This is a genomic window from Desulfovibrio sp. (assembly GCF_019422935.1).
Classification (GTDB): domain Bacteria; phylum Desulfobacterota; class Desulfovibrionia; order Desulfovibrionales; family Desulfovibrionaceae; genus Desulfovibrio.
This window is the reverse complement of the sequence record NZ_JAHZCJ010000007.1, coordinates 75,108-90,157: the sequence shown is the minus strand read 5'-3', so window position 1 is coordinate 90,157 and position 15,050 is coordinate 75,108. Positions and strand designations below refer to the sequence as shown.

Below are 15,050 nucleotides of genomic sequence, written 5' to 3'. Positions count from 1 at the left end.
ACAGGACAGCCCCCAAGACAAAACGCCCCCGTGTCAGTGACACGGGGGCGTTTGAGTACACGTACCTGACGGCTAGTCAGAGAAGTGATTCACTTCTTTTTTCACGCCAAGCGCAATCCGCCAGAGCAGGGAGACTACCAGCGCGCCCACGGCGTAAACGCCAAGGGCCACGGCAATTTCCTTGCCAGTGGGCATGTAAGGGGTGATGGCTTCAAACATGTTGGGGGTAAAACCGCCAATCAGAAGGCCAAGGCCCTTGTCGATCCACGAAGCGGCCACGAGCATGGCCAGAGCGATGGGCATGAGCGTGGGGTGCGTACGGAGTTTGGGCGGAATAAGAATGGCCAGACAACCAAAAGCCATGATAACCGCAGCCCACATCCAATAGCTCACCCACAGCAGATGCCCGCCGTGACCGAAGAACAGCACATGGATGGGCTCCATGTGGCCGGGGATGTTGCTGTAGAAGGCCGTGAACAGTTCCAGCACAAAGAAGAACACGTTCACGCACATGGCATACACGATGATGGTGGTCAGGGTCTTCACGGCTTCCTTGCCCACGTCAAAGCCGGTGAGGCGGCGCAGCAAGAGCATGAGCAGCATCAGGATGGCAGGACCGGAGCAGAAGGCGGAAGCCAGGAAGCGGCCAGCCATGATGGCGGTAAGCCAGTAGTGGCGGCCGGGAACGCCGGCGTACAGGAAGGCGGTCACCGTGTGGATGGAGAAGGCCCACAGAATCGAAAGATAGATGAGGGGCTTGATCCATTTCGGGGGATCGATTTCGTGACGCTCGGCTTCAAGGGTCACCCAACCGATAATGATGTTCAGGCCAAGGTAGCCGATGAGCACCAGCATGTCGTAAAACATGACGGAATTGGGTGTGGGGTGCAGCATGACGTTGAGCATGCGCTGGGGCTGCCCAAGGTCAACCACGATGAACAGGGCGCACATGACCACGGCCGCAACGGCCATGAATTCGCCAAAAATGATCATGCGCTTGAATTTTTTATAGTGGTGGAAGTACGTGGGCAACACCAGCATAACGGCTGAGGCGGCAACACCAACGAAGTAGGTGAACTGCGAAATGTACAGCCCCCACGAAACGTCGCGGCTCATGCCGGTCACAGACAGACCGTTCTGGAGCTGATCCAGGTACACAATGCCGCAGCCTGCGATCACGCAGAGCAGGAAGAGCAGCCACAAGTAGTAGGTCTTGGGACCTTCGAGCAATTTTTCAACCATGGCCTGTCCTCCCTATATGAGGTAGTAAACGCCGGGCTGCGTGCCCAGGTTGGGCTTGCGGCGGATACTGTAGTTGGCGGACAAAGCCTGCCGCACCGTTGAATTGGGGTCTTCCAGGTCGCCGAAGAGAATCTTGCCGCCAGAAGCTTCAACGCAGGCGGGCAACTGGCCAACGGCCAGACGCTCGGCGCAGAAGGTGCATTTTTCCACCACGCCGATCATGCGCGTGGGGAAGGTCGGATTGGGCACGGGATCTGCCAGGAACTTGCGCGGATCCTTGAAGTTGAAGGAACGCGCGCCGTAGGGGCAGCCAGCCATGCAGAAGCGGCAGCCGATGCAGCGGTGGTAGTCCATGGCCACAATGCCGTCTTCCATCCGGTAGGTGGCCTGCGTGGGGCAAACGCGCACACAGGGCGGATTGGTGCAGTGGTTGCAAAGCAGCGGATAGCTGGCTTCGGCCCGGCGTTTGTCCAAAAAGGCGTTCATTTCATCAGGGAAGGTGTGCTCGAACGAATCAAGCCAGAACCATTTGATGTTCTGGTCGCCCGGAACGTGCGGGACGTTGTGGAATTTATGGCAGGCTTCGATCAGCGGTTCGTAGTCCTTGGGGCCATTGAACTGGCGCGTATCGATAACCATGGCCCAGCGCTTAGCGTGCAGGGCGTTGGCACCTTTTTCATAGTGACCGGGGGCAATCTTGGCCTGAGCAACGCCGGACAAGGCGCCAAGGCCAGCCAACCCGCTGCTCAGGGCACAGGCAGAAAGCCCCGCCACTTTCAGAAAGCTTCTTCTGCTCTTGTTCATTACTTGCTCCCCTGGGGAATGATGTGGCAGGTCCAGCAATAGGGATCAACGCTGTTGGCAACGTGGCACTTTTCGCAGAATCCCTTGTAGTCAGTGTGGCACTTCATGCAGGTGTTCTGCAGGCTGATGGTCCACTTTTTACCGTTGGATGCCACATAGGTGCGGTTTTCGTTGCGCAGGGCTTCATCACGCCACTCGTTGAGCAGCTGCATGTGCTTGTCGCGCATGAAATCCACATTTTCCACACACTCTTTTTCATTCTTGGGCAGCGCAATGCCGGTGCTGGTATAGGACTTGCCCAGCATGCTTGCCCAGAACGGGGAGGTGAACAGGACCACAAAGATAATGATCCCAAGAATTACAGCTTTGGAGTTATACATCTATTGACCCTCCCCCTGCGCCTCGGGCGCGTCATCATCCTCTACCACGTTGGGCAGGTCTTCCTGGCGCATATCCATGGTGCGCTTGCACTCGCCCTTCATCACAAGGGCATTGCCCACCAGCTCGTGCAGGCCGCTCACATTGACGCCGGGCGCCCAGTAATTGGCAAGCGGGGGCAGAGTGGCGCGGTCAATGGCGCACACGCAGGCCATGTGGTTGACGCCGTGCTTTTCCTGCACATAGCGCAGGGCATTGCCGCGCGGCATGCCGGAACGCATGCGCAGTTCCATGATTTCTTCTGTGTTGAGGCCGGAACCAGCACCGCAGCAGAAGGTCTGCTCGCGGATGGTGTTTTCGGGCATTTCCACAAAGTTGTTACACACGGCGTTGAGCACGTAGCGGGGTTCATCAAGCAGACCCATGCCGCGCGCAGGGTTGCACGAGTCATGGAAGGTGGTGATGATATGGTCGTTACGGCTGGGGTCGAGGTTCAGCTTGTTGTGGTGGATCAGGTCAGCCGTGAACTCGGCAATGTGCACCATCTTGGTGGAAGCCGCGTTCTGGAACACCGTGCCCGTGTAGGGAGAAACAGGCGTCGTCATGTGCGAGGGCGACGGGCCGTTGTAGGTGTCCATGTACTGGTTGATCACGCGCCACATGTGGCCGCATTCGCCGCCCAGAATCCACTTGGAACCCAGACGTTCGGCTTCGGCGTACATTTTGGCGTTGAGCTTCTTTGCCATGTTGAACGTGGTAAAGGAGCCGAAGTTGCCGCCTTCCGAAGCGTAGGTCGAGAAGGTGTAATCCAGATCCAGCTCGTGGAAGAGCATCAGATAGCCCATGAAGGTGTAGATGCCGGGGTCGGCAAATACGTCGCCGGAGGGCGTGATGAACAGGATTTCGTGGCCCTTTTCGTTGAAGGGCGTCTTGGGACGGATACCGGTGATGGTTTCGCAGTCATCGGCCAGCATTTCCACGATTTCCACAAAGGAGTGGGGCTTGATGCCAAGGTGGTTGCCAGTGAAGCTGCAGTTCTTGACCGGGTCCATGATCCAGTGGATGCCAAGGCCCACTTCGTGCAGCAGTTCGCGCACGATGGCGGTGATTTCCGCCGTGTCGATGCCGTAGGGGCAGAAGAGCGAGCAGCGGCGGCATTCGGTGCACTGGTAGGCGTAGTAGAAGAGTTCCTTCACTACTTCCTTGTCCCAGCCGCGAGCGCCCACTTTCTTGCCGAGGATCTTGCCCAGCATGGTGTGGTCGCGGCGGTAGAGCGAGCGGAGCAGCTCGGCGCGCAGCACGGGCATGTTTTTGGGATCATTGGTGCCCAGGAAGAAGTGGCATTTGTCGGCGCAAGCGCCGCAACGCACGCAGATATCCATGAACAGCTTGAGCGAACGGTGCTTTTCAAGGCGTTCTTCAAAAGCGTCGCAGAGGATCTGTTCCCAGTTTTCGGGCAGGTTCCAGTCTTCTGCCGCCGGATCCCATTCGTGGGGATTGGGCATGTGCAGAAGTTCCATGGTCTCTTTCTTGGCCGGATAGCAGAAGCTGCCCGGTGTAAATTCGGGCTTGGTGTCAAGCCAGTCCTGGGCGGGAAAGGCCGGGCGGCTGGACACAAGCATTTGCGGCGTAGGTAATTTTGCCATCGTGGAAACTCCTTACTCGGCGGCCTTTTCGGGTTGCTTTTCCAGCGGCAGCCCGGCATCGGCCATGGCGTCGCGGTAGGTATCCTCGTACTCGGCGTAGGTGAAGTACTGCTTGGGCGGATTCCAGGGGTTGATGTGGCGCACGCGGCGGGAATTATTCGCCATGTTGCGCGTGGGGCTGAAGAACACGCCCGGCATGTGCATGAGCTTGGAGAAGGGGAAGTAAATCAGCAGTACGCAGACCAGAGTAAGGTGCGTGAAGAACAGCGCGTTGATGCCCGTGGTCGCCACAGGCGCAAGGTGGGTCAGGCCCATGACGAAAATCTTGACCTGGGCGATTTCGGTCTTGTCGAAATAGCGCAGGCAGATGCCGGTACCCACGATGCTGATGATCAGCCACAGGGGGAAGTAATCGTTGGCAAGCGAAAGGTAGCGCAGGCGCTCGTTGAACAGGCGGCGTCCCAGAAGGAACAGAAGCGCTACCAGCAACAGGCCGCCCGTCCAGAAGAAGCGGGGTGAGCCAAACTGCATGATGCCGTCAATGCTTTCCAGAAAACGAATACAGGAAGGCACGGGTTCCATAAAGAAACGGAAGTGACGGATAAAAACCAGCAGGAAGCAGTAGTGGAACAGCAGGGCAAAAACCCACAGCCACTTGGAGGAATAATAGATGGTGCGCGGCCCGTTGCTGACGGGATCAAATTCCCTTACTTCCGCAACCGTGTTGCGGAACAGCGAACGGAAGCAGAACACTTCCAGAAACATGCGCTGCACAACACCCCAAGTTGTGCTGGGACAGTCGATTTTTGCCTGCTTGATGAAGTCAAGCGACTGCTCCTGCCCACCAGTGGTGGGGATGCAGAAGGGCACGGGCGATTTGGCCCAGTACACCATGCGCCAGACGACACCGGCGATGAACACGACTACTGCCACATAAGGCAGCGCCACGCCGAACAGGCCCGCAAGCCCTATGGCCGCTCCCGCCCAGGCGATGGCTCCTATGAGCAGCACCAGCAGTAATGAATTGAACATTCCCTACCTCACTTCCACTAAAGTTGCCTCAAAAGCCCACCACGGGATTTGAGAGATCTCTGGCCCGCATGCTGCAAAGCCCACGGTTAGGCCCTACGGCCTAATGAACGCGGAATGTCAGCGGTCGTCCCCAGAAGGAACGGCTCCGCTTTCCAGTTGTTGCGCCCAGCGCGCCAGTTGAGCGTGCTGGTTGCGTATTTCCGTAATGCGCGACTCAGCCAGAATTTCCCGGTCTTCCATATACATGTCGAAGGCCAGAAGCGTCAGGCTGTCGATGCGCGATTCGGTCTCAAGGTAGGCCGCCAGGTCGTCCTGGGCCATAAGTTCAGGCATGACGTGTTGCCGCAGAAGAGGCTTCATGAGGCTGAACACCGCCAGGCTCTGGCTGGGGGAGAATTTTTGCACCGCCCGCAGTTTGATAAAGCGGTCCATTGCCTTGCGGGTCTGGGCCACTTCCACGGATTCGCCGGTAACGGCATCGTACACAGCCCCTGCGGCTTCCTTGGTCATGTTTGCTACCGGATTACCGAAGGGGTCGTCTTTTGTGCGAAGAAAACCTGTCGTTTCAAATGGATAGGTGTCGAATACGGAGTCTGTCCATAAACGCACCATCTCGCTCTTGTGTTTACGAAACACGTCGATTGCTTTCATTCTGTCCCCGTGCCCTTTTGTCTAAGGCTCTCTCATATAAATAGTAAGCGCAAAGGGCGTCAAGCCCCTTTGCGCTTTTAAAACGCAAGGTTTGTCATTTTTTGCACAAGGCCCCGGTGGAGGCGATAAGCCAGGGCAGTTTAAGGCCACGCCTGGACAGGCCAAATCGACCCGTGCAGTTCCTGCGCCGGAGGCAAAAAGAACTAGAGTCGGCTTTGCCTAAGGGCAGGGCGTTGTGCCAGAACACTGGCCAGCCACTTGCGGGTCAAGCGGCAAATCTGCACTGCCTGCTGCCGGGGGGGGAGTAGGAGCTTGCGGCAAAGAAGCCTGGCCTGCCTGCTGCTTGGTATTCTTTTTCAGCATGGCGGGCAAGCCGTGGTATTCAAAAAATGGAACTGTCTGCGAACCGGCCATGAACACGTGGGCCTTGTTGCGCAACATGCGCAGGCGCAGCAGCAGCATGTCGGGCGCGGTGGCGGCCATGCCCGATGGCGCAGCAATGTCTTTTGCCTTGGTCAGGGCTTCAGAAAGGCTTGCGCCGTTATCCATGAGGCGCAGCATGCGCGCGACTGTATGAATGTCGGCTTCATTTTCTGCCAGAGGGTAGAAGGCCACATCCACATGGCCGGAGAGAAGGGCGATGCCTTCCTGACAACTGGGGCAGGAGGGAGAAAAAAACATGCGCACGCTGGCTTCGTTGCTGTTGTCCGTGATGGCCCACACGTCCGCCTGGGTACGCAGGGCGGTACCGGCGTTGACGATAAACAGCAGAGCCCACAGAGCCAGCAAAAGCGAACGGCCCGGCTTGTCCGCCGGAAGACCGGAGCGGCTGCGCTGCGCTGCTTGCCGAAAGCCAGCGTAGATCATGGCAAAAAAGCAGGCTACAATAAGGCAGCTCACGCAGGGGGCCGTAACCGCCATGAGCAGCAAAAGGCCGATATCGCCCAGAAGGGCCAAACCCGCCAGAATCAGGCCCAATTGGGCCGCACCCATCAAGGCAGCTGCGGCAAGCAGCGTGAACATGACCCCGCCAGCCCACCAAAGTGATATGCCCGCAACGGACGTATCCTGGAACAGTGCGCAGCCAGAAGTTACACACAGGTTCACTTCGTTGCCAAAGGCGCTCCAGATACAGAAGGCCGCAGCCAGAACGGCCATGCTCAGAATGCCAGGAAATAATTGATGGGTTCGGTTCATAGGTACCTGTGAATGTAATAGCTTTTCGGCTGGTGCAGCAATAGCGCGACAGGCCCGGTACTGACCATCATTAGGCCCGCCGAAACATCGGGCTGTAGCCGCGATTTCATGCAACTCGTTTCAGGTTATAGGCTGTTTTTGCTTTTTCGTAAAGCGCGGCCCCATCTCTGTTACATGGTGGTTGTGCGCCAATAAGGGGCTGCGCAAAACTATATTGCGGAGGCTGTGGCGAAAGTATGCCGTGCACTATTATTTCAGCTCGCATGCGGCAAGGGCTGGCAATATGCCCAAATTCGGCAAGCCCAGGCCGCAGGGGGCCATAACTGCTGGCCGCAGTGGGGATGCAGCTAAAACAAAAGGACGCCCTTTCGGGCGTCCTCTCGCGTTGTGTTGCTGCGGTCAAGCTTACATGGTGGAGCCGGAGGCCGCACGCTGCATCTTGATTTCAACTTTTTCGGTCAGGCTGGCATAGTATTCGCGCAGGATGACGAGCACTTCAGCGCGGCCAAAGTGATCCGGCACTTCCGCGCCTTCGGAGAGCATCTTGCGCAGCTTGGTGCCGGACAGGATGACGCGATCTTCCTTGGTGTGGGGGCAGGTGCGCATGCTGGCCATGCCGTCGCACTTTTTGCAGTAGAAGGTCCAGTCAATGTTCAGCGGTTCGCAGAGCAGACGCTTGCCGGTTTCGGCGGGCACAGGGATCTTGCGGAAGATTTCCTGGGCTTCAAACATGCCGTAGAAGTCGCCCACGCCAGCGTGGTCGCGGCCAACCAGCAAGTTGTTGATGCCGTAGTTCTGGCGGAAGGTGGCGTGCAGCAGGGCTTCGCGGGGACCGGCATAACGCATGTCCAGGGGGTAGCCAGCCTGAATGACGAAGTCTTTCACGAAGTACTTGTCAACCAGGGTGTCGATGCACTTCACGCGCACTTCGGCGGGGATGTCGCCGGGCTTCAGGGAGCCCACGAGGGAGTGGATAACCACGCCGTCGCAAACTTCCACGCCGATCTTGGCCAGGTATTCATGCGAGCGGTGCATGGGGTTGCGCAGCTGAAGAGCGGCAACCTTCTGCCAGCCGCGTTCGTCCATCTTGGCGCGCAGCTGAGCAGGGGTCATGTACACGCCGGGGAACTTTTCGGGGAATTCGCCCTGCGAAAGAACCTTAACGGTACCGGCAACGTTGAATTCGTTCTGAGCCAGAACCATCTTCACGCCGGGGTGGTCAGCGGGGGCCACTTCCCAGAACTTTTCGGAGTCAGGGCCAGTGCCCTTGAACACCAGTTCGCATTCCCACTTTTTGTCGGCTTCGGTCATTTCATAGACTTCTTCGACCTTCATGGTAGCCATGATTTCGCCTTTGCGAACCAGGGCCACTTCTTCGCCGACCTTGAGGGTCTTGGCGTCAGCAGCGGGAACATCAAGGGTAACGGGCACGGGCCAGAAGGTGCCGTCAGAAAGGGTCATCTTTTCGCAGACGCTCTTCCAGTTGGCCTTGTTCATGAAGCCGTTCAGAGGCGAGAAACCGCCAATGCCCATCATGATCAGGTCGCCCTTGGCGCGGGAAGAAATCTCGATCTGCTTCAGGCCTGCGGCTTTTTTCTTCTCGTCATCCAAGGCCTTACCTTCCAGAAGGCAACAGACCAGACCCTTACCGCCATGAGGAGCTACCAGCTTGGACATTGCGAAATCCTCCGTGTTTTAGTTATGTGGGCATCCTTCCGTGGCCGCGTCGCCATGCGGAAGGGCAGCGTTCAGTTCGCATCTTGTGAATAATCTAACAAAAAGTCAACTACCTCTTAAAACTTTTCCTGACTACTCGCCAAAAAAACCACAGCCACAGCGGGTAATACGGAAAATTCACCGACACCTATACGCTGAATCGCGCAAAAAGAGAAGGGGGATTCACAATAAAAATGTGCCTGAACCCGAAAAAGCATGTGAAAGTGCGCTTTTTTTCGCAAAGTCTTTTGCTAGGCTATGTTGCGCGAATTGGCGTAATTGCTTGCAGGCAGCGAAATAGGGAGAAAAACTGTTTGGCTGGATAGAAATTTGCTGACTGGGGGAAATTTTTCTCAACCACCATGCCCAGCTCCTCGTCAAAACAGAAGCAACAAAAAAGGCGTGGATGTAGCATCCACGCCTTGCGGTCAATAATCTGAGGGATTAGCCCCTAGAACGGCACATCGTCCATGTTGGAGGCTTCGGAAGGAAAGGCCGGGCCGAGATCATCGTCCATGGGCTGCGGTTTGCGGCTGCCGCCCTGGGGGGCATTGCCGCCGCGTCCGCCCTGCGCGCCCTGGCCGCCGCGAGGGGCATTGCCGCGCGGAGCCGCAGAGGCAGCGGGCGCGCCGTAGTCGTCTTCAAAGCCACGGCCACCGCCGCCCTCACGGGGGGCATCGCCACCCTTGCGGTCAAGAAACTGCACGCGCTGGGCCTTGATTTCTGTGGTATAGCGATCCTGGCCCTGCTGATCCTGCCATTTGCGGGTTTGCAGGCTGCCTTCCACGTAGATCAGGCTGCCCTTGGCAAGGAAGTTGGCGCAGTTTTCCGCCTGACGCTGAAAAACAGAAACGCGGTGCCATTCTGTGCGATCCACCTTGTTGCCGTCACGGTCAGTGTAGGATTCGTCGGTGGCGACATTCAGGGTGGCAACGGGCGAACCGCTCTGGGTGTACCGCAGCTCGGGGTCGCGGCCCAGACGGCCAATAATCATTACTTTATTCAGCATGGTAATGCTCCAAGGTGGTATTCGAGTTTCAGACTCAGGCTACAAACGCCTTTTCGAGCTGATCCAGCACGTCTTCTATTGCGTCGCTCAGCTTGTTGGCTTCGCGGGGCTGCCATTCGGCAAGGGCCGCTTCCAGTTCGGCCTTGAGCCTCGCGGCTTCAAGAATGCCGGGGCCAAGGGCCTTGCGGCGGGCTGGCGACCATGGCAAAAACTGCAATCCTTCATCCAGCGCCTTCACCATTTCAAGCACGCCATGTTTTTCGTGCTTGATGGGAACGCTGAAAGCCAGCTCTGTAAGTTTGGGCCAGAGTTTTTCCAGCAGGTCTTCGTTCCAGGTGACGGCGCTCACGCGGATTTGCAGTGCATTGCCCATAGGTGCTCCCTTGGCGGCGGGCCGCCCATATGCGGGTTTGCCGTGCCCGGCCCGCTGCTTACGGCGGCGAACGCAGGGCCAACGGCCTGTGCTGGCAGGAGAGCCTAGTCTTTTTCAGTCCATTCGGTCTGCACACGCATGATGACTTCCTGAATAGCGGGAAGCTGATCCTGCGGGCATACGCCGATGAGGGGCGCTCCGGCGTCAATGTTTTCGTTATAAGTGAAGTAGACGGCATAGATAACGCCTGCAGGCCCTGTATAGACCAGCGGCACCTCGCGCTTCATGCGCGACATGATGAGCAGTTCCATGCCTTCGCGCACGGCCACCGACTGCGAGTCGGCCGCGCGGATTTTTTTGTCCACCTCAGGTGTGAAGTAGTACTTGGCCCGCTCGGGCGCAACAAAAAGATGCAGGGCTTTTTTGAGCAGGATGCGTTCCACCTCTGCGCGGGTGAGCATGTGCCGCACCACGGCAAGGGGGGTGCCTGCCTCCACAAATGTGCCTTCAAGTTCGGTGTGCAGAAGGCTGATCTCGCCCTTTTCGTTGGCGCAGATGGATTTGGGATTGCGTTCGCGTTCAAGCGTGGCGATGAGCGTCCCGGGCTTTTCCTTCCACTGGCCCTGCGGGCCTACCACCTTGTCGCCCTGTTTTATGCCCGCAAATGTCACCTTGCCCGTGTGGGGCGTGCTGATGACTATTTCGCGGTAGGGCGAAGCCTTTATTTCGTCCAGCAGTGCAGATATGTTTATCATGCTTGGGTCCGTTAACGTTATATATTGGCGACGCTCCGGCTGGTGGGGCTGCTGCCCCCGAACCGCCGGCGCATGGCGACCGGACTGTTCCCGGCCGCCGCGTCACTCGGAATACTTGTCGTTTTTCTACGCAGTGGGGCGCTATCTGTAATACAGGTTTCTGCCGCCAATGGTCAGCAGGGCCTGCTTGAGGTTGGCGCGCACTTCCCTTCTGTCCCAGATGCCCTGAATGTGCCCGCGCGAAAGGGCGCGGTACGAGCGGTGGTACTTGGGCGGGATGTCCATGCCCGTAGTTTCCTTGATAACGCCCGGCCCGGCAAAGCCGATGTTGGACGAGCGCACCGCGAACTGGTAGGGCGAGCAGCCGAGGAAGCTGGCCACAGGCCCGGCAAAGGAATTGGTGTCGTACAGCACCATGTACAGGCCGCCGGATTCGATGTAGCGGCGCACAGCAACCGTGCAGCGGGGCATCTGGATAACGCCGTGCGTGCCTTCCTGAATGCGGATGCCCGCCGTGCCGTGCACATAGGCCAGGAAGGGATAACGCTTCTTGGCGGCGCGCTGGGCGGCTTCCACAAACTTGTAGCCTTCCGCCGCGCCCACGGAGCCGCCCCGGAAGGTGCCCATGAGCATGGCTACGACCATCTTGGTATTGTCTATGCGGGCTTCAAAGGTCATGCAGCCGCTCTTGGCCCCTGTTTTCTTCTGCGCGTCAAGAACGCGATCTCCGAAGTTGGGGAAATCAAGGGGGTTGCCCGCTTCAATCTCGCTGTTGAATTCAAAGACCGAGCCGAGGTCAAAGACGTTCTTCACATACCATTCCGGCTCCATGGGAAAGTGGTAGCCGCAGTGGCTGCACACGCCCGCGAATTCGGCAAAGAGGTCAGGCCCCCACAGGTCAAGGCAGCCATAGGCGGCGCTGTTGGGGCAGGTGATGGCCCGGTCTGTCTTGTAGCGCGGCGAAATGTAGTTCCACCGGCTGCGGCGGCCATCGTCCGACCACGTAGACAGGGCGGTCAGCTCCTTGACCTTGCTGCTTTCGGCCTTTGCGCTGGGCAACTTGCGGGTGAGCTTGTGCCAGGGGGCCAGCAGGCGGCTCTTGAACACTTCCCACTCGTTGTCGATTTCTTCCATAAAAGTGCGGATGCGCATCTGGTGCTTGCGGTAGAAATCGTACTTGAAGCTGACCCACGGCTTGGTGAGCCAGTCCCAGGTGGCAACGGCCATCTTGGTAAAGAAGGGACGCCTGTCGCGCGCTGCCTGACGCGAGAGCCGCAGGAACTTTTGCTGGCGGCGTTCGCGCAGCCTGTCCTTGGCGGCAGAGGTCAGACCCCAGCGGGTGTACATTTCGTCCAGGTTGGCGTCGGGCTTGCGCACGCGGGCCAGGGCCAGGCCCTTGAGGCCGGGCATGGTACGTGTGGAGATCACCACCTCATCGGTGGCGCGCAGCACTTCCTGCCGCAGACTGCGGAAAAAGTCGAAGTGCCAGGGGCGCGCACCCAGAGGCGGCTCCTGCACCACGCGGTCGATGTAGCCGAACTTGAGGTTGTCCTGCGCGGTCATCTTGAGGTTAGTGGCGCAGCTTTCAATCAGCTCGGTTGTGGCGCGCTGGCCAGCCTTGATGCGGCCTTCAATGGCGGCCGCGCCTTCGGGCGAAATAACCGAATAGTAGCCGTGCGAGAGCATCAGGCGCTTGTCGGCAAGGCCGATGGCTTCCGCGCCGCCGGAACCGCCTTCGGAAATAACGGCGATAACGGGCACGCGCAGGCCAGCCATGCTGTAAATGTTGCGGGCGATCTGCTGCGCCGCGCCGGGGTAATCCTCAATGGGATACGAGCCGGGCGTGAAGATGTAGGTGTGGACAGGTATCCCTTCGGTCTCGGCCACGCGCATGTACTGCTGCGCCTTGGCGTTGCCCCAGGGCTTGACCGAGCCGCCGTTGCGGAATTCCGCGCCGTGGCCTTTTTCCTGCCCGATAACCATGACGGACTGGGTGTATACCTTTTTGCCCCGGCGGCGGGTAATGACCGCGCGGGCAATGAGCATGCTGGGGTCGAGACTGTGCTCGTCCTGGCCGCCCACTTCGGTGAAGTTGTCGTAGACGTTTTCAAGTATGTCGCGCAGGCAGATACGCTGGGAGTGGCGCACAATGCGCACCTTGTCCATGGGCGTGATGCTGCCCTCAAGGCGGCGTTCCACATAGTTGAAAAGATCTTCTACCGTGGCAAGTTCGGCATAGGGATCTTCCACATTGCCGGAGCGGACGCGCGCAGTGAAGGCGGTCAGCTTTTCTTCAAGCAGGTCGGCGTTGTCCTTGTGCTTGCCAGCGAATATGTCCACCAGATAGGTAAGTCTGTCGCGCAGACTCTGGATGCGTTTTTCGATGTTGTTGTCCATAGTATATTGGGGCCAGCTAGACTGGTTTTTTTAGGTAGGCGAAATCCCCGGAATTCCGGGCGGCCAATGGCTTGTCTGCCAGCATGCGTCCATACTGCGGGCGTATAGTTTGCGCCCCGGTCACGGCGCAGGAGCTTCCACAGTTTGCGGAAACCTGCGCCAGATGTGTGGACGGTGCCGTGCTCATGGGCTGGTCCCCGTCAGAAGCGCAAAATGCGCTCTGTGTTGGCCGCAAGGAAGTTGACGTTGGACTTCAGCTCCTCGCCCGAGGCATTGTGCCCTTCCAGCCGCAGATCCCCAAGAAATTCAAGGCCGCGGGCCTTGGCTTCCTCAAGGTCTTTGCCCCAGATGATGGCAAGAGCCAGGTTGGGGTCAAATTCTGTGGGGATTTCATAAGGCTCAGTTGTCGGAACATGGGTGAGCATGGTCAGCCATGGCTGGTCTTTCCACGCGAATTTTTCAATGCGGCCCACCCATGGGGTGAAGTTGCTGTCCGGGTCTTCGGCGATCAGGCGGTATTCAATACCCAGGCCTTCAAAGGTGATGTCCGACTGCCCGTAGCCCAGCGGCTCGCCAAGGCCAATGCGGATCTGCTCGGCAATGAGGTCCACATCGCCCTTGCCGTTCACTCTTGAAATACGTGCTGAAACGCCGTTTTCCACCTGAATGCGCGTGTTCACTTCCATCAGGAAGGGTTCGCCCTTGCGGGTCACAATCCATTCCCAGGTTCCCACGTTGTCGTAGCCCACCTTGCGGGCCATGGTGAGGGAGTAGTCAACAATATCGCGCAGCACCTTGCCCGCGTCAAAAGTGTACTTGAGTTCTTCAGGCGCAAAGCCCGGAGCGATCTCAATGCGCTTTTGGCGGCCAGTGGACTGGATGGAGCAGTTGCGGGTGCCGAAGTGTACGGGGTTCTGCCCTGAACGGTCAGAAACCACCTGCACTTCAAGGTGGTTGAAGTCGGTGATGCGCTGCTCGATGAGCACGCCTTCATCCTTGAACTGGCGCAGGGCGTAGCTGCGGATGCGGCGGTAGACCGAGCGGAACTGATCCGGGTCGTACACTTCCTCAATGCCCATGCCGCCGCCGCCAGCGGAAGCCTTGACCAGCACCAGCGGGCGCGTGATGCCCTGCTGATCCTGAAACTCGAACACGCTCTTGGCGATGCGTTCGGCTTCCATCTCGTCATAGATGGGGCGGTCGGAACCGGGAACGGTAGGGACGCCCAGGCTGCGCGCAAGGCGCTTGGTGTTGATTTTGTCGCCCAGCTCGCGAATGATTTTCCACGAGGGGCCAATGAAGATAAGTTTCCGGTCGCGTTTGGTCACGCGGCGTGCAAAACGAAAATCCTCGGCAAAAAAACCGTAGCCGGGGTGAACTGCTGTGCAGCCCGCCTCGTCGGCCACGGCCATAAGTTCGTTGGCGTCATGGTAAGACGACACGCGGTACAGGCTTTTTTCTCCGCCTTGTTCGCGCGCCAGGCGCACATGGCCCGAGGCCGCGTCTTCAGCCGTGAAAATGGCGGTAAAGGCCACTCCAAGCTTGCGGCAGGCGCGCATGATGCGCATGGCTATCTCGCCACGGTTGGCCACCAGAATTTTGTGCTTTTGCAGGGGAATGCTGTCCTGAGCTTTGTCCAAGCCTGTCTCCCTCATTGAATTGCGCTTTTTGGTGTTGGTTTATGCCCGGCATGGCCGCGATTGCCCATGAGGCGGAGCGGGCGTGTGCCGGAGTTTGGATTTGCATCGCGGGGTGTTACGGTTCTGTTTCGTTGCCCGCTCCCCCCTTGTGGGGTGTCGATTGGCGAGCTATACAGACTGTGCATCCGCACCTCTTACCCGCTTTTGGCG

At 58.4% G+C, this 15,050-nt stretch carries 13 protein-coding genes; all 13 read right to left on the bottom strand.

Going from position 1 to position 15,050, the window contains the following annotated elements; translation table 11 throughout:
- Positions 1-72: 72 nt before the first annotated feature.
- Positions 73-1,242: a sulfate reduction electron transfer complex DsrMKJOP subunit DsrP gene (gene dsrP / locus QZ383_RS10220; protein ID WP_192112730.1), complete on the bottom strand. Its 1,170-nt coding sequence runs from the start codon at positions 1,240-1,242 to the stop codon at positions 73-75.
- A 12-nt stretch (positions 1,243-1,254) separates the two neighbouring features.
- Positions 1,255-2,046 (bottom strand): sulfate reduction electron transfer complex DsrMKJOP subunit DsrO, encoded by a 792-nt coding sequence (gene dsrO / locus QZ383_RS10215; RefSeq protein WP_291445165.1) that lies wholly within the window; start codon positions 2,044-2,046, stop codon positions 1,255-1,257.
- A complete protein-coding gene (dsrJ, locus tag QZ383_RS10210; protein WP_192112731.1) occupies positions 2,046-2,426 on the bottom strand; it encodes a sulfate reduction electron transfer complex DsrMKJOP subunit DsrJ in 381 nt (126 codons plus the stop codon). The genes dsrO and dsrJ overlap by 1 nt, the downstream gene beginning before the upstream one ends.
- Positions 2,427-4,070, bottom strand: coding sequence for a sulfate reduction electron transfer complex DsrMKJOP subunit DsrK (gene dsrK / locus QZ383_RS10205; protein WP_022659761.1), 1,644 nt, complete (start codon positions 4,068-4,070; stop codon positions 2,427-2,429).
- A gap of 12 nt (positions 4,071-4,082) precedes the next feature.
- Positions 4,083-5,102, bottom strand: a complete 1,020-nt coding sequence (dsrM, locus tag QZ383_RS10200; protein WP_291445162.1) for a sulfate reduction electron transfer complex DsrMKJOP subunit DsrM — start codon at positions 5,100-5,102, stop codon at positions 4,083-4,085.
- Positions 5,103-5,219: 117 nt separating this feature from the next.
- Positions 5,220-5,753 carry an RsbRD N-terminal domain-containing protein gene (locus QZ383_RS10195; RefSeq protein ID WP_022659763.1) on the bottom strand — a complete coding sequence of 178 codons (534 nt, stop codon included), beginning with the start codon at positions 5,751-5,753 and terminating at the stop codon, positions 5,220-5,222.
- A 219-nt stretch (positions 5,754-5,972) separates the two neighbouring features.
- Entirely contained in the window at positions 5,973-6,950 is a 978-nt protein-coding gene (locus tag QZ383_RS10190; protein WP_291445159.1) for a hypothetical protein, read from the bottom strand.
- A gap of 405 nt (positions 6,951-7,355) precedes the next feature.
- Positions 7,356-8,627: a sulfate adenylyltransferase gene (sat, locus tag QZ383_RS10185; protein WP_215648369.1), complete on the bottom strand. Its 1,272-nt coding sequence runs from the start codon at positions 8,625-8,627 to the stop codon at positions 7,356-7,358.
- A gap of 490 nt (positions 8,628-9,117) precedes the next feature.
- Positions 9,118-9,675 (bottom strand): single-stranded DNA-binding protein, encoded by a 558-nt coding sequence (locus tag QZ383_RS10180; protein WP_192112736.1) that lies wholly within the window; start codon positions 9,673-9,675, stop codon positions 9,118-9,120.
- Positions 9,676-9,709: 34 nt separating this feature from the next.
- Positions 9,710-10,048: a hypothetical protein gene (locus QZ383_RS10175; protein WP_022659768.1), complete on the bottom strand. Its 339-nt coding sequence runs from the start codon at positions 10,046-10,048 to the stop codon at positions 9,710-9,712.
- 104 nt (positions 10,049-10,152) lie between these two features.
- On the bottom strand, positions 10,153-10,803 hold the full coding sequence (locus QZ383_RS10170; protein ID WP_209818207.1) for a biotin attachment protein: 651 nt from the start codon (positions 10,801-10,803) through the stop codon (positions 10,153-10,155).
- A 141-nt stretch (positions 10,804-10,944) separates the two neighbouring features.
- The gene (locus tag QZ383_RS10165) at positions 10,945-13,200 is read right to left on the bottom strand and encodes an acetyl-CoA carboxylase carboxyl transferase subunit alpha/beta (RefSeq protein ID WP_291445152.1); all 2,256 of its coding nucleotides are present in this window, start codon (positions 13,198-13,200) and stop codon (positions 10,945-10,947) included.
- A gap of 200 nt (positions 13,201-13,400) precedes the next feature.
- Positions 13,401-14,855, bottom strand: coding sequence for a biotin carboxylase N-terminal domain-containing protein (locus tag QZ383_RS10160; protein ID WP_291445151.1), 1,455 nt, complete (start codon positions 14,853-14,855; stop codon positions 13,401-13,403).
- Positions 14,856-15,050 lie beyond the last annotated feature (195 nt).